This is a genomic window from Streptomyces purpureus, from assembly GCF_014648195.1.
Classification (GTDB): Bacteria; Actinomycetota; Actinomycetes; order Streptomycetales; family Streptomycetaceae; genus Streptomyces; species Streptomyces purpureus.
The window spans coordinates 554,058-575,562 of the sequence record NZ_BMQQ01000001.1 but is presented as its reverse complement, the minus strand read 5'-3'; the positions used below and the strand labels follow the sequence as shown (position 1 = coordinate 575,562).

20 protein-coding genes are annotated in these 21,505 nt (G+C 73.4%); 6 read left to right on the top strand and 14 right to left on the bottom strand.

Going from position 1 to position 21,505, the window contains the following annotated elements; genetic code table 11:
• Window positions 1-12: 12 nt before the first annotated feature.
• Window positions 13-618: a TetR/AcrR family transcriptional regulator gene (locus tag IEZ01_RS02585; RefSeq protein ID WP_019891212.1), complete on the top strand. Its 606-nt coding sequence runs from the start codon at window positions 13-15 to the stop codon at window positions 616-618.
• On the opposite strand, the gene IEZ01_RS02580 is transcribed toward IEZ01_RS02585, so the two are convergent.
• From IEZ01_RS02580 to IEZ01_RS02525, 12 genes are all read right to left on the bottom strand, one after another.
• Window positions 615-3,128 carry an acyl-CoA reductase gene (locus tag IEZ01_RS02580; protein ID WP_189199591.1) on the bottom strand — a complete coding sequence of 838 codons (2,514 nt, stop codon included), beginning with the start codon at window positions 3,126-3,128 and terminating at the stop codon, window positions 615-617. The genes IEZ01_RS02585 and IEZ01_RS02580 overlap by 4 nt on opposite strands.
• Window positions 3,125-4,273 carry a LuxE/PaaK family acyltransferase gene (locus tag IEZ01_RS02575; protein WP_189199589.1) on the bottom strand — a complete coding sequence of 383 codons (1,149 nt, stop codon included), beginning with the start codon at window positions 4,271-4,273 and terminating at the stop codon, window positions 3,125-3,127. Before IEZ01_RS02575 ends, IEZ01_RS02580 begins: the two co-directional genes overlap by 4 nt.
• Window positions 4,270-5,403 (bottom strand): GNAT family N-acetyltransferase, encoded by a 1,134-nt coding sequence (locus IEZ01_RS02570; protein ID WP_189199587.1) that lies wholly within the window; start codon window positions 5,401-5,403, stop codon window positions 4,270-4,272. Before IEZ01_RS02570 ends, IEZ01_RS02575 begins: the two co-directional genes overlap by 4 nt.
• On the bottom strand, window positions 5,400-6,782 hold the full coding sequence (locus tag IEZ01_RS02565) for an MFS transporter (RefSeq protein ID WP_189199585.1): 1,383 nt from the start codon (window positions 6,780-6,782) through the stop codon (window positions 5,400-5,402). Before IEZ01_RS02565 ends, IEZ01_RS02570 begins: the two co-directional genes overlap by 4 nt.
• Window positions 6,779-8,050 (bottom strand): phenylacetate--CoA ligase family protein, encoded by a 1,272-nt coding sequence (locus tag IEZ01_RS02560; protein WP_189199583.1) that lies wholly within the window; start codon window positions 8,048-8,050, stop codon window positions 6,779-6,781. Before IEZ01_RS02560 ends, IEZ01_RS02565 begins: the two co-directional genes overlap by 4 nt.
• 406 nt (window positions 8,051-8,456) lie before the next feature.
• Window positions 8,457-8,948 carry a GNAT family N-acetyltransferase gene (locus IEZ01_RS02555; protein ID WP_040875826.1) on the bottom strand — a complete coding sequence of 164 codons (492 nt, stop codon included), beginning with the start codon at window positions 8,946-8,948 and terminating at the stop codon, window positions 8,457-8,459.
• Between the two features lie 66 nt (window positions 8,949-9,014).
• A complete protein-coding gene (locus IEZ01_RS02550) occupies window positions 9,015-11,198 on the bottom strand; it encodes a heavy metal translocating P-type ATPase (RefSeq protein ID WP_019891203.1) in 2,184 nt (727 codons plus the stop codon).
• Window positions 11,199-11,200: 2 nt separating this feature from the next.
• Complete coding sequence (locus IEZ01_RS02545; protein WP_019891202.1) at window positions 11,201-11,494, bottom strand: DUF1490 family protein; 294 nt, start codon at window positions 11,492-11,494, stop codon at window positions 11,201-11,203.
• Between the two features lie 99 nt (window positions 11,495-11,593).
• Window positions 11,594-12,532 carry a metal ABC transporter permease gene (locus IEZ01_RS02540; RefSeq protein ID WP_019891201.1) on the bottom strand — a complete coding sequence of 313 codons (939 nt, stop codon included), beginning with the start codon at window positions 12,530-12,532 and terminating at the stop codon, window positions 11,594-11,596.
• The gene (locus IEZ01_RS02535; protein ID WP_019891199.1) at window positions 12,529-13,416 is read right to left on the bottom strand and encodes a metal ABC transporter ATP-binding protein; all 888 of its coding nucleotides are present in this window, start codon (window positions 13,414-13,416) and stop codon (window positions 12,529-12,531) included. The genes IEZ01_RS02540 and IEZ01_RS02535 overlap by 4 nt, the downstream gene beginning before the upstream one ends.
• Window positions 13,416-14,339 carry a metal ABC transporter solute-binding protein, Zn/Mn family gene (locus IEZ01_RS02530; RefSeq protein ID WP_019891198.1) on the bottom strand — a complete coding sequence of 308 codons (924 nt, stop codon included), beginning with the start codon at window positions 14,337-14,339 and terminating at the stop codon, window positions 13,416-13,418. Before IEZ01_RS02530 ends, IEZ01_RS02535 begins: the two co-directional genes overlap by 1 nt.
• Before the next feature lie 114 nt (window positions 14,340-14,453).
• A complete protein-coding gene (locus IEZ01_RS02525; protein WP_189199581.1) occupies window positions 14,454-15,113 on the bottom strand; it encodes a type III effector protein in 660 nt (219 codons plus the stop codon).
• Window positions 15,114-15,244: 131 nt separating this feature from the next.
• Between IEZ01_RS02525 and IEZ01_RS02520 the strand changes: the two genes are divergently transcribed.
• Window positions 15,245-15,676 carry an Hsp20/alpha crystallin family protein gene (locus tag IEZ01_RS02520; protein ID WP_189199579.1) on the top strand — a complete coding sequence of 144 codons (432 nt, stop codon included), beginning with the start codon at window positions 15,245-15,247 and terminating at the stop codon, window positions 15,674-15,676.
• A gap of 167 nt (window positions 15,677-15,843) precedes the next feature.
• Complete coding sequence (locus IEZ01_RS02515) at window positions 15,844-16,248, top strand: DUF2267 domain-containing protein (RefSeq protein WP_189199577.1); 405 nt, start codon at window positions 15,844-15,846, stop codon at window positions 16,246-16,248.
• Window positions 16,249-16,275: 27 nt separating this feature from the next.
• On the opposite strand, the gene IEZ01_RS02510 is transcribed toward IEZ01_RS02515, so the two are convergent.
• Window positions 16,276-16,644 carry a luciferase domain-containing protein gene (locus IEZ01_RS02510; RefSeq protein WP_019891193.1) on the bottom strand — a complete coding sequence of 123 codons (369 nt, stop codon included), beginning with the start codon at window positions 16,642-16,644 and terminating at the stop codon, window positions 16,276-16,278.
• 476 nt (window positions 16,645-17,120) lie between these two features.
• On the opposite strand from IEZ01_RS02510, the gene IEZ01_RS02505 reads away from it, so the two are divergent.
• Window positions 17,121-18,725 (top strand): hypothetical protein, encoded by a 1,605-nt coding sequence (locus IEZ01_RS02505; protein WP_019891192.1) that lies wholly within the window; start codon window positions 17,121-17,123, stop codon window positions 18,723-18,725.
• Window positions 18,726-18,758: 33 nt separating this feature from the next.
• On the opposite strand, the gene IEZ01_RS02500 is transcribed toward IEZ01_RS02505, so the two are convergent.
• Window positions 18,759-19,529: a CAP domain-containing protein gene (locus tag IEZ01_RS02500; RefSeq protein WP_229832608.1), complete on the bottom strand. Its 771-nt coding sequence runs from the start codon at window positions 19,527-19,529 to the stop codon at window positions 18,759-18,761.
• A gap of 252 nt (window positions 19,530-19,781) precedes the next feature.
• On the opposite strand from IEZ01_RS02500, the gene IEZ01_RS02495 reads away from it, so the two are divergent.
• A complete protein-coding gene (locus IEZ01_RS02495; protein ID WP_028798232.1) occupies window positions 19,782-20,780 on the top strand; it encodes a DUF3048 domain-containing protein in 999 nt (332 codons plus the stop codon).
• A complete protein-coding gene (locus IEZ01_RS02490) occupies window positions 20,777-21,499 on the top strand; it encodes a hypothetical protein (RefSeq protein ID WP_019891189.1) in 723 nt (240 codons plus the stop codon). Before IEZ01_RS02495 ends, IEZ01_RS02490 begins: the two co-directional genes overlap by 4 nt.
• Window positions 21,500-21,505 lie beyond the last annotated feature (6 nt).

The following is a 21,505-nucleotide window of genomic DNA, read 5'->3' as shown; positions in this document are numbered from 1 at the left end:
GGAAGGAGACCCATGGCACGGATGCCGTCGGCCGAGCGGCGCCGGCAGCTGACGGAGGCGGCGATCCGTGCCATGACCCGCGACGGCGTGGCCCGGACGACGACCCGGTCCATCGCCCGCGAGGCGGGTGTGTCCCTGAGCGTGTTCCACTACTGCTTCGACTCCAAGCAGGCCCTGCTGGAGTCCGTCATCGCCGCGATCACCGATCACTCCGTGACGGTGGTGAAGGAGGCGATCCGGCCCAGGGCGACCGTCCGGGAGACCGTACGGGCCGGGTTCCAGGCCTACTGGGACCATGTGTGCGCCCACCCCGGCGAGCACATGCTCACCTATGAACTGACGCAGTACGCCCTGCGCCAGCCGGGGTTCGAGCATCTGGCGCGGGCGCAGTACGAGCTGTACGCGGACACCTATGCCGCGCTGATCGAGCAGCTCCGCCGCCTCATGGGCTTCGAGCCGGCCGTGCCGGTGCCCGTGCTCGCCCGCTATCTGGCCGCGCTGACCGACGGGCTGACGCTGGGTTTCCTCGCCCGGGGCGACGACGCGTCCGCGGCGGAGCTGCTCGATCTCATCACCGACCAGGTGGCCGGTCTCCTCCGGGAGGACGTGCGGCGCTAGCGGCGCACGTCCACGACCGAGCGCAGCTTGCCGCTGGTCGCGACGCGCTCCAGCGACGCCCCGTCCACCGCCTCGACCGCCAGGTCGAGCAGCCGCTCCTCCACCGCCGTACGCAGCTCGGGGTAGCCGGCCAGGAACGCGGCGCGCAGCGGCTCGGTGTCGGGTGCGGCGGCGTGTTCGACGCGGACGGTGAGGCGCTCGCGGGCAGCGTGGGTGCTGAGCACGATCTGCAGTTCGCCGCGGTAGCCGGCCCGCTCCTCGGCGAGGGTGACGAATCGGCGGTGGTTGAGGAGGTAGGTGGCCACCCGCATCACGTCGCCGAGCCGGCCGAGCAGTTCGAAGCGGGGTGCGTGGCTGCCGCAGGCACAGCGGCCCGGTACGGACCGGCCGAGGTCGCCGATGACGTACCGGCCCAGGTCCTGACCGCGCCGGGCGTGGGTGGTGAAGACCAGGCGGCCGGTCTCCCCCGGTGCCACGGGACGGTCGGCGTCGAGGGCGAGGATCTCCAGGCCGTGCAGGTCGGCGTGGAGGTGGTGGACGCCGCCGGAGCTCTCGGTGCACTGGTAGCCGAGCGGCCCGAGGTCGGTGCTGCCGTAGGTGATCGAGCGGATCGTCTCGATGCCGAAGGTCTCCTGAAGGGCCTGTCGCTGGGCCGCGGTGAAGTGCTCGCCGCCGTAGAAGATCTTCCGGATGCCGCCGTAGGCGCGCAGGGTGTCGGCCTGTGCGTGCAGCAGCTGCCAGAGGTAGGAGGGCATGCCGAAGAGGGTGTCGGCGCGGTGGGCGACGAGTGCCTGGGCGGTGGCCTCGTGGTCGGGGCCGGCCGCCAGGGGCAGCTGGACGCCGCCGAGGCGTTCCAGGACGGAGAAGAAGCTGATGAAGCTGCCGTACATGCCGCCGCAGTAGAAGAGGTTGGCGGTGCGGTCGGCCGCCGGGTCGTAGCCGGCGGCGAGCAGACCGCGGGCGGCGGCGTGCATCTGGGTGTCGTAGTCGTCGTAGCTGAACAGGGAGAGGGCCGGAGTGCCCGTGCTGCCGCCGCTGCGGAAGTACAGCTCGGCGTCGGCCGGTGCGACCCGCAGGTTGCGTTCCTGGACCTCGTCCTTGCCGAGCAGCGGTCCCGCCGGGGCCGGCGCGGCGACCGCCCTGGCCAGGTCGTCCAGGCAGGCCGTGGTGGCGAACCGGGCGTCGGCCTGGACGGCCACGCGGCGGCTGTAGCGCTGGAGGGCGTATACCCCGTCGTGCGGTTCGCCGGAGTAGCCGTCGAGCATGGCGCCCACCGGGGTGACCCGGGTGGCGCCGGCGGCGAGGACGGTACGGGAGAGTTCGGCGATGTCCGTTCGTCTGCCGGCCAGCCCCACGGTCTGGAGGTAGCGGCGCATGGGGCGCAGGGTGGTGATGAGCTTCTTGCGGGGCAGCGGCTTGATCCAGACGCTGCGGTGCAGCGGGGAGGCGGTGAGCGCGGGCCGGGTGTCGGCCATGACCCGCCACGATCCGTCGGCGGCGGCGAACACCCGTGTCAGTCCGAGGTGTTCCTCCAGCCGGGCGACGAGTTCGGTGGTGGTGACCTCGGCCTCCTCGGCGGGGTCGGGGGCCTCGGCGGGCGGCGCGGCGGCGGGCCGGGCGGCGAGGACGGCCGCGAACCGTTCGGCGAAGGCGAAGACGTCCCGCGCCTCCTCGGTGTCGAGGTAGACGACCTGCGGGCTGGAGCAGGCCTGCTGCTCGAACCGGCACACATCGGCCGCGAGGGCGTCCAGGGCGGCCTCGTCCTGCCAGGCGTCGCGGGTGAGGTAGGCGAAGGAGATGCGGTGGCCCCACTCCACCAGGCGGCAGCCCGGCGGCACATGGGCCGCGACCCCCTCGACGGCGCTCTCGCCGCCCCAGACGGCGACGGCGTCGGCGGGCGCGCACATCAGCCGCAGCCACTCCTGCCGGGAGGAGGGGAAGCGCAGCACGACGACCCGTTCCGCGACGGCGCCGGTGGGGTCCAGTGCGGCGAGCTCGGCGAGCAGCACCTGGGTGAAGAGGGTGTCGCCGCCGCTGGTCTTGAGGATGTTCACATTGCCCGCGAGCAGGCCCTCGACGACGCTGAGCGGGGCGACGGTGGTGGCGTTGCCGGGTGCGACGTGGGCGACCAGGCCGACCGGGGCCCACGCCTCGTACACGGTCTCCCGCGCGTCGGGGCGGCCGAGCCGGCCGGGGGCGGTGGAGCCGAGTTCGCGGCGGAGCTTGCGGGTGAGCTCGCGCCGGCCGAGGAAGGTGGCCAGTTCGGTGAGGACGGCCGGGTCCTCGCCCTCGGGCAGGTGGCGGGCGAGCCGGGCCCGTACGGGATGGGCCGGGTCGATCAGGGCCGCGGACAGCGCGTCGCAGGCGCCGAGGAGGGTCTCGGTCTCCAGCGGGGTGGCGAGCACGGCCTCGACGGTGGCGGGCAGGGTCGCGAGGCGGCGCGAGGCCTCCTCGTCGCCGATGAAGGCGCCCTGCCAGTAGTGGGGTTCGGCGGTGGGGTGGGTGGTCACGACATGCCCTTCATCAGTTCGGCGGCGGCCACCGCGCAGCTTCGGTTGCGGCTCACCCCGGCGCGGCCGTGGACGGTGAACCAGGGGGTGTTCAGCTCGCATCCGCACGCGTCGCCGGGGTGGAGGGAGGCGAGGTCGCCCATGACGACGCTCTGCGCCGGTACGGAGGTGATGTACGGCGAGACCAGGTGCAGGTAGCCCGGTTCGCCGTACGGCAGCGGTTCGAGGGTGCGGGTGGAGCGGATGGCGACCCGGGACCAGACGGGGGCGTGCAGGCGGTGGTGGTCGCACTCGATGTACGGGATGCAGTGCTCGACGGAGCCGAAGGTGTCGCGGATCCGGTCACCGGGGATGCCGAGCCGCTCGGTGACGCGGGCGTACAGCTCCTCCTTGCCGATGCGCCGGTCGGCGTGGCCCTTCCAGCCGCCGCCGAGGATGACAAGGGAGCCCTCGGGCAGCCGCAGCGGGGGCAGACCCATGGCTTCCATGCGTTCCAGGGTGAAGAAGAGGAAGGCGGGGAAGCCGAGGATGCGGACAGGGGCGTCGTCCTCGGCGAAGCGGCGCAGCGCGGCGACGCAGCCGAAGGGGTCGAACTCGTGGCCGCCGCCGGTGGCCCGCAGGGCGTAGGCGACGGACCGCGCGGGGGCGAAGTCGCAGAGGTAGTTGTCGGTGAAGGCGGTGCCGAGGTTGAGGGCTTCGGCCGGCTCGTAGCTGTAGAGGAGGTAGTTGACCTCCTGGTCAGGGGTGATCCAGCCGTTGCGCTCGAAGATCCGGGCGACCATGCGCTGCGCGGAGCGGATGGTCCAGGTGTCGAAGAACATCTGCGACTTCTGGCCCGTGGTGCCCGACGACGTGAGGTGCAGGTCGACCTGGTCGCGGGGGATGGAGAGCACTTCGTGGCCCTTGAAGAAGTTGGCGTGCACCAGCGGGGCGCGGTACGGCTCCGCGGGGGGTGTGGACTCGTACAGGGAGCGGAAGAACGGGGAGCGTTCGCCGTGCCAGGCGTTGATCTCCGCCATGGCGGCGGCGAACAGCGCTTCCTCCTCGGGACCTTGGGTGTACGGGTCGGTCAGGTCGCACAGGCGCTGCACATGCGGCAGGAGGGCGGGGTCGGGAACGGCGACCGGGGCGAGATGGGGGTTCATGAGGCAACCTCGAATGTGGGCAGGTAGGTCGACGCCCAGGCCGACAGGTAGCAGTCCAGATAGGGCTGGAGGGGTGGTTCGACGACGACGCCGCGGAAGTCGATCTGCTCGGTGGAGCGGGAGAGGACGACGTAGTCGTGGAAGCCGTCGTCGTCCGCCCGCATCGCCGGGTAGAGCGCGCTGGCGACGAATCCCTGGGCCAGGAAGGCGGAGAGGGCTCCGTGGTGCGCGAGGGGCACCAGCGCTTCGACGTATCCGGCGCCGGCCCGGGTCAGGGCCCGGGTGACGGGTTCCAGATGGGCGGCTGCCGCGGCGGGGTCGGGGTGGGCGGTGAGCAGGGAGCAGTACCGTCCGGTGCGGTTGAGGTAGGCGTACACCTCGAACCGTCCGTCCTCGGGGGTCAGCAGGACGTTGGGGGTGTGCAGCGGGTAGAACCAGCCGCCCCCGTCGGGGAACCGGTCGCGGAAGCGGCGGCGGACGAAGGAGGGTGCCTCGATCATCTCCAGCGGCTCGGCCTTCTCCGGGCCGGCGGCCGGGAGCGGATCGGTGCCGGTGGTGCCGTCGTAGGTGACGCCGAGGCTGTCCTCGACGGTCCGCAGGAGCGGGAGCAGCGGGGCGGGCACGGCCGGTACGGGCACGCGCCGGTCGAGCACACCGGTCGAGTGACGCGCGTAGAGAGCGAGGCTTTCCCGGCTGCTGAGATCGACGGCGTTGGGCAGGAGGCCGAGCGGGCGGAAGCCGTTGCGGGCGACGACCCGCTGCGGGCCGGCGCTGACCGTACGGACGGTGGCGTAGACGGAATCCAGCCGTCCGCCGTCCAGCATCCGTGCGCACAGGGCCTCGGTGAGGGTGGCGGCCAGACCGCCGGAGCGGTGCTCGGGGTGGACGGCGAGGCCTTCCAGCCGGCCGATGCGGCTGCCGGGTTCGCCGTGGATGGCGGCCGAGGCGCACAGCGCTCCGGTGTCCGGGCAGCGGGCGACGAGCCAGAGGGAGTGCGGGTCGTCGATGAGCCGGGCCATCTCGACGGGGTCGGTGCCGAGCGGGGCGGGGTAGTGCGGCCCGTAGACGGCGTAGTAGAGCTGGCGCAGCTCGGCGATGTCGGCGTGGCTCGCCGGGGCGAGGATGCTCATCGCGCTCCTCCGGCACGGTCGGTGGCGGCCTCGGCCGCGGTACGGGATCCCAGGACGGCCAGCGCGACGGCGGCCGGGACGAGACCGGCGGCCTGCACGAGACAGAGCGTCCGGGCCGAGAGGTGGTCCCCGGCGAGCCCGAACAGGAGGGAGGCGACGGGGAAGGAGGCGCCGAGCACGGCCTGCATCACGGCGAAGAAACCGGGCTTGTCGGCGGTGGGCACGAGCCGCTGGAACAGCGCCACGAACCGGACCCCGATGACCCCCACGCACCATCCGGCCACGGCCAGGCAGCCCGCGATGACCAGCCGGTCGGCGACCAGCCCCGGCAAGGCGAACGCGAGCGCCATCAGGCCCAGGCAGCAGGCGCCGGTGACGGTGGGCCGGCCCGGCACGCGGGCGCCGGTGACGGAGCCGAGGAGCGTGCCGATGCCGAGGGAGGCCTCCAGCAGGGCGACGGTGCCGCCGCCGTCGCCGAGGACGGAGCGGGTGTAGAGCGGGATGACGACGAAGACGGCGGTGGTGAAGAGGTTCGCCGCGGTGAAGCAGATCAGGATCCGGCGGACATGGGGCAGTTCGCCGAGAATCGCCCGCAGGTTCCGGCGCTGTTCGGGTGCCGGGCCCGCGTCTTCAGGTGCCGGGCCCGCGTCTTCAGGTGCTGGGCCCGCGTCTTCAGGTGCCGGGCCCGCGACTGCCGGTACGGCGGCCGTACGGAAGCGCACACCGGCGATGAGCAGCGCCGCGCCGAGGTAGGCGGCGGCGCAGCCCGCGGCCAGGGCGGCCACTCCGGCCCGGTCGACGATCAGCGCGCCGAGGAGGGCGCCGCCGAGGCCGGCCAGGGACTGGGTGGACATCTCGAAGCCGGTGGCCGTCTCGATGTCCTCGTCGTCGACGAGTTCGGGCACCGACGTGGTCAGGCAGGGGTCGAAGAAGGCCTGGCAGGTGGCGAGGGCGAGGGCCGCGGCGTAGGCGGCCGCGAGCGGCAGCCCGCTCGCCCAGCCCCAGACGGCGAGCCCGGCGGCGGCGGTACCGGCCAGTGCGGCGGCCGTGCGCAGCACGGTCCGGTGCGCGACCCGGGCGACGACCCGCGCCACGACGGGCGCCAACGCCACGGCGGGGACGGTGCTGACGGCCATGAGGAGCCCGGAGGCGAGCCCCTGCCCGTCCTCGACGGCGTACGCCACCAGCCACCAGGCGACACCGACCTGGAACATCCGGCCGGCGGCCTGTGTCAGCACCTGCCCGGCCCAGACGGCTCCGAAGGCCCGGTTGCGCAGCACGAGCGGGCGCCGGCGAGGGGTGGGCGGCGTCGTGGCCTGGGGCGACTCGATGGCCTGCGGGGATTCCAGGGACGTGTCCGGAGGTGCCACCGGGCTCATGCGGTCGGCCTTTCGTCCAGGACGCGGACGAGCTTGCCCGTGCGCGGGTTGGTGGCGAGGTCGCGGTGGCGGGCCCATTCCACCGCGAGCGGGTGGACGAAGCCCGCGCGCACGCTGTCGGGGTACAGCGGCCGGGCCCTCTCCAGGGTGGTGACGACCGCCTTGGCGAGCGGCTCGAGACGGGCCGGGTCGTCGTCGCCCGGGGCGGTGGCCAGGCGCAGGGTCAGGCCGTCGCGGCCGTCCTGGCGGCGGACCACCAGTTGCATGCCGACGATCCGGCCGGTGGTGTCCGCGGCGGCCACGGCGTCCTGCGCGTCCTGGGAGTACAGGGAGACCGGCCCCACGCGTACGCCCTCCTCGGCGCGGCCGAGGATCCGGAAGTGCCCCTCCCCCGTGCCGGTCCATTCGGCGCGGTCGCCCGCGGGGTAGCGGATGACCGGCATCAGCCGGCGGAAGAGGCTGGTCACCACGACACGGCCGGGGCGGCCGGGTTCGGTGACGGGCTCGCCCGTCGCGTCGTCGAGGATCTCGACGACCGAGTGGGGTGCGAAGGCCCGGTGCACGCGGGCGTCGGGGCCCGGGACGGGGCGGCCCAGCAGACCCGCGTCGACGCTGGCGTAACCGACGGAGCGGGCCTTGGCGCCGGGGAACGCGGCCGCGAGCAGGCGCCGTTGGTCGGCGAAGAGCGCCTCGCCGCCGAAGAGGACCAGCTCCACCGCCTCCAGCCGCTGTCCGGTCGCGAGCACATGCTCGGCGAGTCGGCACAGGGTCGTGGGAGTGCCGGTCAGGACCTGTGCGGAGAGGTCGCGCAGGGTCGGAACCGTCGATTCCAGGGGGGCGGCGCCGCCGATGGGGAGGCGGACGTTGTCGACGGGGGCATGGGTGAGCGAGTCGAGGACAAAGAGGAAGCTGGCGTAGAGCTCTCCCGCGTAGAAGAGGTCGGCGACGCGGTGGCCCGGTCGCAGCCCGGTGTCCACGAGACCGTGACCGAAGGCGGTCACGAAGGTGCGCCACTCGTCGCGGGTGTAGAAGGAGAACTTCGGCGCGCCGGTGGTGCCGCCGGTCTTGAAGACGCTCGCCTCGCTGAGCGGGCTGGTCAGGACCCGGTTGTCGTGGAGCGTGTTGGCTGCCCAGAAACCCCGCTGGTCCACGACCGGAAGGTCGGCGAGACGGTCGGCGTCCGGTGACAGATCCGCGTAGAGATCGCGGTAGAAGGGCGAGTTGTGACGGGCGAAACGTATGAGGTCCGAGAGCTGATGGGCGGACATACGGCCTTTGCCTAGATGAGCGGAAACGAAAGAGGAGTCTCCGCGGCGTGGCGAGACAGGAGCTCGCCGCCTGCGGGATCGATCGGTGTGGCGGGGGGACCCCCGCGCCCCCGCGTTCCTGACACACGTCATGAACTGACGCGCAGTCACCATGATGGAACATCAGTACGCAGATCACCAACTCGACCGCACATGCCCCGGCCTCGATGGCCAGAAACAGTGATTCTTACGGTTCGCGTGGGGCGGTCGGAGTGGGCTCAACGGCCGGGCAGGGCAGGCCGGAGCCCCGCGTGGCGCGGTGAGGGCGGCTCGGAGGCGATGTGGCCGGATGTGCGGCGCGGGCGGCCGGCGCGGGCGGTGGACTTGGCGCGCCGGAGGCGGCCCGAGAAGGTTCGGCGGCCGGGGGTCAGCGACTGGTGTCGAGTGCGCGCCGGTAGCGCACGCCGGGCTTCCCGACCAGCGTGATCTCCTCCACCACCACGAACCCGTTGCGCTCCAGGACCGCCCTGGAGCCCGCGTTGTCGAGCGTCGTCTCGGCCATGAGGCCCGAGAGGCCGTACACGGTGGCGGCCAGGCGGCACACCTCGGCGACCGCGGCGGTGGCGACCCCGCGCCCGGCGGCCCGCTCGCCGACGCGGTAGCCGAGTTCGGCGGAGCCGTCCTCGACGTCCACCAGGTTGACGCGGCCGATCAGGTGGCCTTCCTCGTCGAGGACGACATGGAAGTGGATCCCGCCTGCGTCCTGCTCGTCGAGGAGGAGGCGGTGGCGCGTGGGGAATTCGGCGAAGTACGCGTCTCCCCGGTCCGGCACCGACCGGGCGAAGTACTCACGGTTCTCCCGCTCGAAAGCGAGCAGGGCCTCCGCGTGATCGGCCCGGAGGCGCTCCAGTCTCACCATGAGAACCAGCATACGATCCGATGATCGTTACGCGGATGGACAGTGATCGGCGCGCGTGGCTGAGCGCTAGCGGACCCGGCGTTCCTCCAACGGGGCCGCGCGGAGGGTTTCGTCGCCGACGCGGGGCAGGTGCGGGGTGTGGTTGACCAGGCGGGCCGAGTTGCCGACGACGGCGATGCTGCTGGTGTTGTGCAGCAGGGCCGCGAGGACCGGGTTCATGGTTCCGCCCGCGCCGGCGACGAGCCCCAGCAGGTTCACGCCGATCGCGAGGCCGTAGTTCTGGCGTACCACACGCAGCGTGTGGCGGCTGAGTTCGACGACGGCGGCGACCTGGCGCAGGTCGTTGCCCGCGAGGGCGATGTCGGCGGTCTCCAGCGCGACGTGCGAGGAGTGCTCGCCCATGGTGATGCCGACGTCGGCCAGCGCCAGCGCGGGGGCGTCGTTGGTGCCGTCGCCGACCATGGCCACGGTGTGGCCTTCGGCCTGAAGGTCCTTGATCAGCTGGAGCTTGGCCTCGGGCAGGGCGTGGGCGTGGACCTCGGTGATGCCGAGCGTGTCGGCGACCACCTGCGCGGTCTCCGGAGCGTCACCGGTGAGCAGGATCAGGCGGGAGACGCCGAGGTCGCGCAGCTGCTGGATGACGGTCTCGGCCCCGGCGCGCACGGCGTCCGACACACCCAGCAGGCCGATCAGGTCCTCGTCGTGGGCGAGGCAGATGACGGTCTCTCCGCCGCCGCGCAGGCGCTCGGTCCAGCCCTGGGCGTTCGCGGTCAGTTCGACGCCGTGGCGGCGCAACAGGGCGGGGCTGCCGACCAGCAGCCGGCTGCCGTCGAGTTCGGCGCGCATGCCCATGCCGAGGACGACCTCGCAGGCCTGGTGGATGGGCACGTGCAGGTGTTCTTCCTCGGTGCGGGCGACGATCGCCTGGGCCAGGGGGTGGCGGGCGTGCAGTTCGCCGGAGGCGGCCAGGCTGAGAACCTCGTCGGCGGTGACGTGCTCGCTGAGGGTGACCACGCTGGTGACCAGGGGGCGGCCGAAGGTGAGGGTGCCGGTCTTGTCGAAGACGACGGCGGTGACCCGGCCGACGCCCTCCAGGTGGGTGCCGCCCTTGATGAGGGTGCCGCGGCGGGCGCCGTTGCCGATGGCGGCGCTGATCGCGGTCGGGGTGGCCAGGCCCGCCGCGCACGGGCAGGCGATCAGCAGCATGGTCATCGCGCGCCGGGCGTCGCGGGTGACGGCGTAGGTGAGCGCGGCCAGCGCGAAGGAGACGGGGACGAAGCGCTGGGTGAAGCGGGTGGCCACGGTCTGGATGGGCGCCCGGTCCGACTGGGCCTCCTCGACCCGGCTGATGATCCGGCCCACGGTGGTGTCCCGGCCGACGGAGTCCGCACGGACGGTGAACGAGCCTGAGGTGACGATCGTGCCGGCGTAGACGTGGGAGCCGGTACGGGCGTACACCGGCAGGGCCTCGCCGGTGACCGCGGCCTGGTCCACCAGGGCTTCGCCGGAGAGGACATGGCCGTCGACCGGGATGCGGTGGTGTTCGTAGACGGCGACCACGTCACCCGGCTCGACCTCTTCGAGCGCCACCTCGATCTCCACGCCCTCCCTGACCAGCCAGACGCGTTCCTCGCCGATGGTGAGCAGGTCCTCGATGGCGCGGCGGGTGCGGCGCAGGGTGAGGGTCTGGAGGAACTCGCCGATGTTGAGCAGCCACAGGACCGTCAGGGCCACCACGTTCTCGCGCAGGACCAGCGAGATGACCGTGGCGGCGGTGACCAGGGTGTCCGTGCCGGGGTGACTTCGTCCGCGCAGGGAACGCAGGGCGCCCCTGAAGAACGGCAGACCGGTGAAGACGGTGACCACACCGAGGAATCCGGAGGAGCCGACGGTGATCCTGGGCCGGCCGAGCAGCCGCCGCACGGCCACGAGCGCGAGGACGGCCCCGCCGACGACCAGCCGGGCGACCTCGCCGGTGGAGGAGTCCGGGCCGGAGCGGGTGGGCTTGGCGGGGGCCGAGGCGGGCGGTGGCTCCTCCAGCGCGGCGACGAGCCGTTCGACGTCGAGCTGGTCGGGCTCCGTCCAGATCACGACACTGCCGGTACGGGGGAAGATCCGCAGGGCCCGGAAGCCGCTGATGCCGGTCAGCCGGTCGTCGACCAGGCCCGCGCAGCCGGGGCGGGCGCGCAGCCAGGGCACGGTCAGGCGGGCGCGGCCCGCGGCGACGGAGCACACGAGCACGGCGGACATGATCAGTGCTCGTGTCCGTGGTCGTCCACGGTCACCGCGGACGGCGGGGGTACCTCCTCGCCGAGCGTGGTGCGGGCCTCGGCGAGCATGTCCCCGGCCTTGAGCCGGGCCTCCTCGGCGGCCGAGGCGAGCCAGCGGCCGGCGACGATCCCGTTGGCGATTCCTCCGACGACGGCCTTGCGCGCGGCCGGCTTGGCCTCGGGCAGGTACTTGATGAGGAGACCGCCGACCACACCGGAGACCGCGTAATGGGCGAGCTTTCCGGCCGTGGCACTTGCGAGGGCAAGGGGGTGCATGAACAGCTCCTTCCGTCCGGCCGGGCGGCCGCGGACAGGTGCCGGACCGGGCACGACGGGCAACGATGTGAAGCCGCGATTCGGGCGGCGACCCCTTCCTCAAGTGTCCACCTTCACGCCGTCCGGGAGCGACCCGGCCACGGCGGCGGGACGGGCCCTGCGCGCCCGCCGGGAGCCCACGAGGCGGCAGCCCAGGTAGATCAGGAACGACAGCGTGGTGACGTACGGGCTGATGGGGATGGCGCTGCCGAGGGCCAGCAGGATCCCGCCCTCCATGGCGACAAACGCGAAGACGACGCTGAGGACGGGCAGGAGGACGGGCGAGGCCGTGAGCCGTGCCGCGGCGGCCGCCGGGGTGACCAGCAGCGCGAGGACGAGCAGTGCGCCGACGATCTGTACGCACAGGGCGACGGCGAGGCCGAGGACCACCATGAAGCCGAGGGACAGCCCGCGCACGGGCAGCCCCCGCGCCTCGGCGACCTCCGGGTCGGCGCTGGCGAAGGTCAGCGGGCGCCAGATCAGCGCGAGGGCGGTGAGCACCACGGCCGAGACGCCGACGAGCCAGGACAACTGCGGGGTGTCGACGGCGACGATCTGGCCGGTCAGGATGCCGAACTTGTTCGCCGCCCGTCCTTGGTAGAGGGCGAGGAAGAGCACGCCGAGGCCGAGGCCGAACGGCATGATGATGCCGATGACCGAGTTCCGGTCGCGGGCCCGGACCCCGAGCATGCCGATCGCGGCGGCCGCGAGCAGGGAGCCCACGATCGACCCGGCGACGATGTTGACGCCCATCAGCAGGGCGGCGGCGGCGCCGGCGAAGGACAGTTCGCTGATCCCGTGCACGGCGAACGGCAGGTCCCGCATGATCACGAACACTCCGGCCAGGCCTCCGACCAGGCCCAGGAGCGCCCCGGCCAGCAGGGATCCATGGACCAGTCCCAGCAGTTCGCCGTACTGGTCGAAGTTGAAGATCTGCTGCCAGATGCCGTCCTCGCCCCGCGCGGCGAGCCCGCCGCCGGATTCGGCGCCGGGGGTCACGGCCGCCCGCCTCCGTTCGGTCCGCCCGTGGGGTGGTGGACGGGTACGGCGTCGGGTGCGCCGACGACGACGATCCGGCCGTGGACGCGGACGACGTCCACATGGGTGCCGTACAGCCGAGACAGAGCGGAGGTGGTCATGACCTCGTCCGGCGGCCCGATCCGGTGGCCGCCGCGGGCGAGGTACAGCACCCGGTCCACCAGCCCCAGGACGGGGTTGATCTCGTGGGTGACGAAGACGACTGCGGTGCTGGCGGTGCGTCGCCGCCGGTCCACCAGCGCGGTGACCGTGCGCTGGTGCTGGAGGTCGAGGGAGAGCAGGGGCTCGTCGCAGAGCAGGATCCGCGGGTCGGTGGCGAGGGCCTGGGCGATCCGGACGCGCTGCTGTTCGCCGCCGGAGAGCCTGCCGACGGGCACGTCGGCGTAGGACGTGGCGCCGACGGATTCCAGGAGCTCGTCCACCCGGCGACGGGCCGTGCCGGGGGTGAGCGGAAGGCCCCATCGGTGGCCCTCCAGGCCGAGCCGTACGAGGTCTCTGGCCCGGAGCATGGTGTGCGCGGGCAGGGATTTCTGCTGCGGCACGTAGCCGATGTGGCGTCCGCCGCGGCGGGGCGGGTGGCCGAGGACGGTCAGGGCGCCCGCGGTGGGCTGCTGCCGGCCGAGCAGTACGCGCAGCAGGCTCGTCTTGCCTGAGCCGTTGGGTCCGAGAACGGCGAGGAACTCCCCCGGCCACACATCCAGGTCCAGGTCCTGCCAGAGGACCCGGTCACCGTAGGAGAGAGCGGCCCCCCGCAGGCTGGCCACGGGCGTGGCGGTGGAGTCGGCCGCGACGGCCGGCGGGGAGAGGGGGGCGGCGGCCGGTGACGGGGCCTGTGCACGGTCCATCAGCGGTCCAGGGCCTTGCGCAGGGCATCGATGTTGGCCGCCATCCAGCCGATGTAGTCCTCCCCTTCGGGGAGGGTCTCCGTCACGGGCACCACCGGGACGCCGTTGTCCTCCGCGGCCGTCCTGACCTGCTCGGTCTGCGGGCCGGTGGTCTGCTCGTTGTAGATCAGCGCCCGCACCTTCCGGTCGTCGAGGAGTGCGAGCGTCTCCCGGAGGCTGCGCGCCGGGACCTCCTCGCCCTCCTCGATGGCCTCGCTGAAGGCGGCCGGCGTCCTGTCGGCCAGGCCGCACGCCTCGGTCAGATACAGCGGGACCGGTTCGGTCACCGCGACGGCCGTGCCGCCGTGCTCGTCGGCGATCCGCTCCGTACGGTCGGTCAGGGTCTGGAGCCGTTCCTTGAACTCGCCGGCGTTGTCCCGGAAGAGGCCGCGGTCGTCGGGCGAGACCTTGGCGAGGGCGTCGGCGATCCGGTCGGCGAGCGCGCCCATCGCGGGGAAGTCGTACCAGACGTGTTCGTTGAACTCCCCGCGCGCGTCGGGCGACTTGCCGGACGCCTCGACGGCGTCGACGACATCCGCCGAGGAGTTGCCCGAAGCGCGCAGCATCCGGGCGACGAAGTCGTCGTATCCGCCGCCGTTACGGACGATCACCTTCGCCTTGGACAGCTCCAGCTGGTTACGGGTGTTCGCCTCGTACGAGTGGGGGTCCTGCGCCGGGTCGTCGATGATCGAGACGACGTCGACGCGGTCCCCGCCGATCCGCTCCACGATGTCGCCGTACACGTTCGTCGACGCCACCACGGGGACGACCGCCGGGGGCGCGGCCGCCGGACCCGGGGTGGCACAGGCGGAGCCGCCCCACGCGCACACCACCGCCGCCGCGACTGCGACGACGGCCGCGCGGCCGCGCTCCGGTCTACGCATACCGTCCTCCCTGGCCGGAGGAAAACCGAAACGGTAATCACTTGAATTCTCCCTCTGCGGCGCCAGGGCCTCCACCGGAGGCAGTCGCGCGGAGGGCGGCCGGGGTGCGGTCGGTCAGCCGTCGGTGCGGCGCCGGTCGTCGCTGTCCTGCCGGAGCCGGTCCGCGTGCCGGGTGAGGGCGTCGACCCGGTCGGCGAGGTCGGCGTGGTCCGGCCGCAGGTGCGGTCCGGCGTCCGCGAGCGGGCCGACCAGCCGGGCGGCGTCGTCGTGCGCGAGGGCGTCGAGGAGAGTGTCGAGGGGGAGGTCCGCGGCGTCGGGAAGGTCGTTGAGGGCCGTGATCTGTCCGGCGAGCCGGCGCAGGTCGGCGGCGTTGTGCCGGGCCCAGGCGGTGACGCTCCGGTCGGCCGCGCGCCGGTCCCGGGTCGCCTTGACCCGCTCCTCACCCGTCGCGCCGCCGTCGCCGGGGCGCAGCCGCAGGTAGCGCCGCTCCGCGGCCTGCCTGCTGGCGACGCCGAGAGGCGCGGCGAGGTCGGCCCAGCTGGCGCCCGCGTCGCGGGCCACCTCGATCAGCCCGCTCTCCCAGCCCGCGAGCTCCTCACGGATCCGGCGCAGCAGGAGGAGGGTGGCGAGCGCCTCCTCGGCCCGGGTGGGGCCGTCGGGCTCCGCCTCGGGCTTCTGGGCGCCGCGCAGTGCGTCGCCGATCTTCCCCAGCGCGGCCGCCGCGGCGAGGACCGAGGCAGGGCCCGGCCCCTGCGGCCGGTCGTCTGCGGTCATGGCCACCCCTCTTCCCAGCACGTCATCCTTTCGATGACATCCTGCTTGTCATCACTCCGATGACATGTTACAACGGAAGCACGTTGAAGCGCATTGGCAGGTACTGCCCGATTCGACTGGAGGTGTCTCCCATGTTGATGCGCACCGACCCCTTCCGTGAGCTCGACCGTCTCACCGCTCAGCTCCTGAGCCCCGGCACATGGTCGAAGCCGGCCGCCATGCCCATGGACGCCTACCGCGACGGCGAGGAGTACGTGGTGGCCTTCGATCTGCCCGGTGTCTCCCCGGACGCGATCGACATCGACGTCGAGCGGAACATGCTGACCGTGAAGGCGGAACGCCGTCCGGTCACGGATTCGAGCACAGTCCAGATGGAGCTCTCCGAGCGGCCGCTGGGTGTCTTCTCGCGTCAGATCATGCTGGCCGACACGCTCGACACGGAGCGCATCAAGGCCGACTACGACGCGGGGGTGCTGACCCTGCGCATTCCGATCGCCGAGCGCGCCAAGCCCCGCAAGGTCGCCATCGGCGGCGGCAGCGACCGCAAGGAGATCAGGGGCTGACCCCGGCGGGAGCGCCCCTCGCGCTCCCGCCCTCGACCCTCCGCCCTCCGTCCGGCCGGCACCGCCCCTGGCCGGACGACTGAACTCCCCCTTCTCATCCGATCCGACAGGAGAAAGGCCCGCACACCGTGTTCGACTCGCCCGCACCACTCCGGCCGGCTCCGGGCATGACGTACGAGCAGATGCTGGAAACGGTCCGGTACGAAGGCGCCTACCCCACCCGTGAGCGGGCGGCGGAAGCGGTGCATGAGGTCATGTCAGCGCTCGGCCGACAGCTCACCGGCGACGAACGCGTCGACCTCGCCGCCTGCCTGCCGGTGGAGGCCGCGCTGTCCTTCACCGCCCAGGTCCCCGACCTGGAACAACTCACCGGCTGGGGCTTCGTGAAGGACCTGGCCGGCCGAGTCGGCGGCAGCCCCGCCACCGCCCGCTGGGACGCCGGCTCCGTCCTCTCCACGGTCGCCCGCCTGGCCGGCCCCCAACTGCTGGACCGCGTCCTCGCCCGCCTGCCCGAGGGGTACGCGCTTCTCTTCGGCCGTGCCGAGCTGAGACAGTCCCGCTCGGCCGCCTGAACCGTCCCCCGAGCAGGCGTGCCCGGGTCAGCCGGCGGCGACGACGCTGACGGCCGGACTCCGCTCGCGGGTGCACGGGTCCGACCGCCGGGCGGCCGCCCCGGGCGGGGTGGCCTCGGCCCGGGTGGCCGCCTGGAGTGCCGCGCTGACCAGGGTGGTCAGCAGGTCGATGTCGGAGCCGATGTCCAGCCGTACGGTCACCCACTCCGAGCCGGCCCGCAGACGGATCGCGGACGACCCGGCGAGGGCCGGACGGAGCTTTGCGATCATGGCGTGCGTCAGATGGACGTCCGCCTCGTGTTCGCCGTGGAAGTGGACGATCTCCTGGAATCCGGCGTTGAGCCCGAGTCCGGCGCCGCACGGGGGCCGGCCTTGTGTGAGGGCAGGCCAACTCATCAGCCGTTCACTGGCGTGCCGAGCTGTGTTCATGCCCCCGAGCCTGCCCCCACCGGGCCTTCACCACAAGGCCCGTGGCCCGATACCGCTGTTCGTCCCTGATCGGGCCCCGGCCGCCGATCCGGGCCGGACACTCATCAGGACGGTGACGCCTGGCCAACGGAAGTCTGAACGCACCGGCGAACATGGCCAGTTGGACGGAGACCGCTGCCCCGCCCGCCGAACACCCGATCTTTTGGCGCGGCAGCAGCAGCGGCGCGACGGCAACGAGGACGGTGAGCCGGGGCAGCCGTGAGCGACGGTAACGGACACTCGTTCACCCGGCTGGACGCAGGCGACTCCCCCACCGGCCGGCCACGGCCGGCGGCCCCCGCCCATCCGGCACACGGAGCCGTCCGGGGCGTACGGGGTCCGAGGCCCCGGCGACGCGCCCGTCGCGTGCGCCGTCCACCGCTCGCCGCCTCTACAGTCCGGTCATGATCGTAAGGCTGGCCGGTCCGTCCGCCGTCGGGCGCCGGGTTACGGGCGGCGCCCGGCTGCCGCTGATGGTCACGGTGGCGGTCGTGCCGCTCTACGCGCTGTGGGCGTGCTGGCTCGCCACCGGCGCCGGGGACCTGGCCGCGCAGATCGCCTGGGCCCAGTTCGCCGACCGCCACCCGGGCGGCGCGTACAACTTCTCGTGGTACGGCGGCATGCACGCGGCCAACTACAGCCTGCTGACCCCGCATCTGATGGCGGCGGCCGGGGTGCGGCCGGTGTCGGTCGCGGCGGGCCTGGCCGGCACCTGGGCGATGACGCGGCTGGTGGCCGGCGCCCCGGGGCTGCGAGCGCCGCTGTGGCCGGCCCTTCTGGGGGCGGTGACGCTGTGGTGCAACATCGCCTCCGGGCGTACGACGTTCGCCGTCGGACTGGCCGCCGCGCTTGTCGCCTGCCTGCTCACCCGGCGCCCCGGCCCGGCGGCCCTGGCCGCCACTGTGACGGCGCTGACGAGCCCGCTCGCCGGGCTGTTCCTTCTGGCCGTCGGAGCGGCGCAGCTGTTTCTGCGGCGGTGGCGGCCGGCCGTGGCGCTCCTGGCTCCGCTGAGCGTGGTGCAGCTGGGCGTCGCGCTCGCCTTCCCGTTCTGGGGCGAGCAGCCCATGACGGCGGGGGCGCTGGCGCTGCCGCTGACCGCGTCCGTGGTGTTCTGGGCGGCGGCGCCCCGCTCCTGGGCGCCGGCCCGCGGCTGCGCCGCGCTGTACGGGGCCGGGGTCGTCCTCGCCTTCCTCATCCCCTCGCCGGTCGGGTCGAACGCCGACCGGCTCGCCCTCGTCGCCGCCCCGACCGCGCTGCTGGCCGTCTTCCTCGCCCGCCCGGCCCCGTACCGCCGCGGCCCGCTCGCCGTCGCCCTGGTCGCCACGGCACTGGCCACGTCGGTGTGGGTGCTGGGCCGGAGCGCGGACGATCTGCGGCACTCCACGCAGGTCCCGGCGTGGGCCTCGCACACCCGGGCGGTGACGGCGCAGCTGCGCCGCCTGGGCGCGCACCGGGGGCGCATCGAGGTCGTCCCGGCCCGCAACCACCGCGAGGCCTGGCTGATGGCGCGCCACTTCCAGCTGGCGCGGGGCTGGAACCGCCAGCTGGACGTGGAACGCGGACGGCTCTTCTACGACGGCACCCTCAGCCCGAGCACGTACCGCGCCTGGCTCGACCACTGGGCCGTGGGCCACATCGCGCTGCACAGCGGCCCGCCCGACGGGCCGGCCGCGGCCGAGGCGGCGCTGATCCGGTCCCGTCCGCCCTGGCTGAAACCGGTCTGGCAGGACGAGCACTGGACCATCTTCGCGGTCGACGACGCGGTGCCGCTGGCGCGGCCGGGCCGGGCCGCCCTGGCGACCGCGTCCGAGGTCGTGGTCGACGTGGACGGGCCCGGGCCGGTGACGGTACGGGTCCGCTACTCCCCCTGGCTGCGGGCGGACCGCGGCGCGCGCGTGGAGCCGGCCGGTTCCTGGGTCCGCCTCCACGCCCCGGGGCCCGGCCGCTACCGGCTCCACGCGCCCTATCTCACCGGCCTGTTCGGCACGGTGCCCCCGGCGGCCGACTGACGGACGCCGGCTCCGCCCGGCCGGCCGCCCGCGTCAGCGCGCGGCGAAGTTCTGCGTCCACCAGGGGCCGTTGGACCGCAGGTTGATGCCGACGCCGATCTCCTTGAAGGAGCAGTTGAGGATGTTGTCGCGGTGCCCGGGGCTCTTCATCCAGCCCGCCATGGCGGTGCGGGCGTCCTTGGGGCTCTTGAATATGTTCTCGCCGTACGTGCTCCAGCGGTATCCGGCGGCGGTGATCCGCTCGCCGGGGCCGACGCCTTCGGGGGTGGAGTGCGCGTAGTAGTCGCGGGCCGCCATGTCGTCGGAGTGCCGCTGGGCCGCCTTGGTCAGCTTGGAGTTGGCGGTGACGGGGCCGCAACCGCTCTTGGCGCGTTCCGCGTTGACCATGTCGACGATCTGCTGGGCGAGGCCGGCGTGCCCGCCGCCCGGCCGGGCCGGCTTGGCCGTCGGCCGCTGCGTCGCCCTGCCGGAACCGGTCGCGGGGGTGGTCTTCGGCTTGGCGGCCGGCTTCGTACGGGCCTCCTTCCCGGTGGAGGGCGAGGCCTTGGAAGCGGTGGCGCGCTTCGTCGCGGACTCGGAAGCGGAAGCGGAGGGGGCGGCGAAGGCGGAAGCGGAAGCGGACGGCGCCGCGGATGCCGTCGCCCGGTCCGGGTCGGCGGGGGCGGCGGAGGTCACGGCAGGGGCGGCGGGATCGGCCGGGGCCTCGGCGACCGTACGCGCCTCTCCCCCGCCGCCCTTGGGGAACTGCGAAACGCCGTAGGCGCCGCCCGCGACGACGACCAGCGCCACCGCGCCGGTCGCCATGGCCACCCCCTTCGGCCGGTGGCTCCGGTGAGAACCGCGCCGGCGGCCGTGCCGGGCAGGGGTGGATGCCTGGGTGGAGGACTCGGGTTCGCGCTTCATGCGAGGTCAACTTTCCACTGCGGTACGGATGAGGGTCCAACACTCAGGAGACGCGGCAGCCCAAGAGCGATAACAGAAACTCCCCAGCCGATGGGCGAAGCAATCTGTTCGGTGGGCTTCTTCCGTGGTCCACTGGAGGAAGGGAGCAGACGGATGGGTGCGAACCGCGCGAGGAGACCGGCCGGAGCGGCGGTGGCCGTGACGGCCTGCCTCGCCCTGGCCGTCGGCCTGGTGGGGTGTTCCGGATCGGAGCGTCAGGCAGCGCCCCGGCCGGCCGGCACCCAGCAGAGCGTGTCCCCGTTCACGGGGCTGCCGGCCCGCCCCGGCCCCGTACTCGCCGTCAAGATCGACAATGTGGAGCCGGCGCGGCCGCACACCGGCCTGGGCTCGGCCGACATCGTCTACGTCGAGCAGGTCGAGGCGGGACAGAGCCGGATACTGGCCGTCTTCTCGTCGCAGCAGCCGAAGACCGTCGGGCCGGTGCGCAGCGCACGGGAGTCGGACCTGGAGCTGCTGCGGCAGTTCGGCCGCCCGGCGCTCGCCTACTCCGGCTCGCAGTCGGCGCTCGCACCGCTGATCGACGCGGCGCCGCTCCACCCGCTGGAGCCGTCGGACGCCCCGCGGGCCTTCGTCCGTGATCAGCGCCGTCCGGCGCCGCACAACCTCTACCTGCGCCCCGCGGCGGCGCTCGACGCGGCCCCGGAGACGGACGAGGCCAAGGACATCGGATTCCGGTTCGGCGCGGCTCCGGCGGGCGGCGAGCCGGTGAAGACGCACTCGGTCCGTTTCCCGGCGGCCCGCTTCACCTTCACCTGGTCGCAGAGCGGCAAGGAGTGGCGGGTGGCCATGGACGGCGTCGCCTCGCGGACCACGGACGGCGGTCCGCTGGGGGCCCCGACGGTGGTGATCCAGGACGTGGAGGTCCGCCCCTCGGAGTTCCGTGACCGCTGGGGCAGCGTCTCGCCGTACACCGAAACCGTCGGGTCGGGCCAGGCGCTGGTGCTGCGGGACGGCCGCGCCCACGAGGCCCGCTGGAACCGCCCGGCCGCCGACCGGGGCACCACCTACACCACCCCGTCGGGCGAGCCCATGAACTTCGCCCCCGGCCAGGTGTGGGTGGTGCTCGCCGACCGGCCTACGATCGCGCCATGAAACCGCTGTCCAGGGCCGTCCGCGTCGTGGTGACGGGGCGCGCGCGGGCCTCCGCCGACTTCCCCGGCCACCCCGAAACGTACGAGATCAACGACCCGGACGAGATACGGGAGCTGCTGGCCGCCCTGCCGGAGGAACGCCCCGAACCGCACCACGACTTCATCTGCATGTGCCAGGAGGAGCCGGCACTCACGCTGTACGACGCGGCCGGTCAGCGCATCCGTAGCCTCGACCCCCATCTGCCCGGGCTGCTGGACCCCGGCCGCACGGACGCCATTCCCGGACGCCACCGGGCCGCCTGGGCCGCCGCCGCCCCGGAACCGCTGCGCGGGTACGCCGGGCGGTGGGCGCGCGGTGAGGACCCCGGTCCGGGAGCCGTACGGTCCGTACCGCTGCGGGTCGTGCTCGGCTGGCTGGGTGCTCCGCGCTCGCGGGACGCCGCTCATCTGCTGGCACGGCAGGCCCCGACCGCTCTGCTGGAGGCGGCGACGACGGACGAACTGGCCTGGGCGGTACGGGAGAGCGACGCCGTGGCACTCGACGCGGCCGTCGGCTTCTTCGCGAGCGAGGGTTTCACGGCCCGCCACCCCAAGAAGCGCCGCGTCGGCCCGACCGCCCGCGACATGCTGCTCCGGCATGCGCGCAGGCACCGCCCCGAGCATGTCGCGGTCCTGGAGCGGCGGATGCTGACGGCCCCGGAGGACCGGATCAAGCGGTGAACCGCC

Coding starts and splice junctions, on each gene's coding strand:
- IEZ01_RS02585 (WP_019891212.1), top strand. CDS start 13: ATGGCACGGATGCCGTCGGCCGAGCGGCGCCGGCAGCTGACGGAGGCG.
- IEZ01_RS02575 (WP_189199589.1), bottom strand. CDS start 4,273: ATGAACCCCCATCTCGCCCCGGTCGCCGTTCCCGACCCCGCCCTCCTG.
- IEZ01_RS02570 (WP_189199587.1), bottom strand. CDS start 5,403: ATGAGCATCCTCGCCCCGGCGAGCCACGCCGACATCGCCGAGCTGCGC.
- IEZ01_RS02565 (WP_189199585.1), bottom strand. CDS start 6,782: ATGAGCCCGGTGGCACCTCCGGACACGTCCCTGGAATCCCCGCAGGCC.
- IEZ01_RS02560 (WP_189199583.1), bottom strand. CDS start 8,050: ATGTCCGCCCATCAGCTCTCGGACCTCATACGTTTCGCCCGTCACAAC.
- IEZ01_RS02555 (WP_040875826.1), bottom strand. CDS start 8,948: ATGGTGAGACTGGAGCGCCTCCGGGCCGATCACGCGGAGGCCCTGCTC.
- IEZ01_RS02550 (WP_019891203.1), bottom strand. CDS start 11,198: ATGTCCGCCGTGCTCGTGTGCTCCGTCGCCGCGGGCCGCGCCCGCCTG.
- IEZ01_RS02545 (WP_019891202.1), bottom strand. CDS start 11,494: ATGCACCCCCTTGCCCTCGCAAGTGCCACGGCCGGAAAGCTCGCCCAT.
- IEZ01_RS02535 (WP_019891199.1), bottom strand. CDS start 13,416: ATGGACCGTGCACAGGCCCCGTCACCGGCCGCCGCCCCCCTCTCCCCG.
- IEZ01_RS02530 (WP_019891198.1), bottom strand. CDS start 14,339: ATGCGTAGACCGGAGCGCGGCCGCGCGGCCGTCGTCGCAGTCGCGGCG.
- IEZ01_RS02525 (WP_189199581.1), bottom strand. CDS start 15,113: ATGACCGCAGACGACCGGCCGCAGGGGCCGGGCCCTGCCTCGGTCCTC.
- IEZ01_RS02520 (WP_189199579.1), top strand. CDS start 15,245: ATGTTGATGCGCACCGACCCCTTCCGTGAGCTCGACCGTCTCACCGCT.
- IEZ01_RS02515 (WP_189199577.1), top strand. CDS start 15,844: ATGACGTACGAGCAGATGCTGGAAACGGTCCGGTACGAAGGCGCCTAC.
- IEZ01_RS02510 (WP_019891193.1), bottom strand. CDS start 16,644: ATGAGTTGGCCTGCCCTCACACAAGGCCGGCCCCCGTGCGGCGCCGGA.
- IEZ01_RS02505 (WP_019891192.1), top strand. CDS start 17,121: ATGATCGTAAGGCTGGCCGGTCCGTCCGCCGTCGGGCGCCGGGTTACG.
- IEZ01_RS02500 (WP_229832608.1), bottom strand. CDS start 19,529: ATGGCGACCGGCGCGGTGGCGCTGGTCGTCGTCGCGGGCGGCGCCTAC.
- IEZ01_RS02495 (WP_028798232.1), top strand. CDS start 19,782: ATGGGTGCGAACCGCGCGAGGAGACCGGCCGGAGCGGCGGTGGCCGTG.
- IEZ01_RS02490 (WP_019891189.1), top strand. CDS start 20,777: ATGAAACCGCTGTCCAGGGCCGTCCGCGTCGTGGTGACGGGGCGCGCG.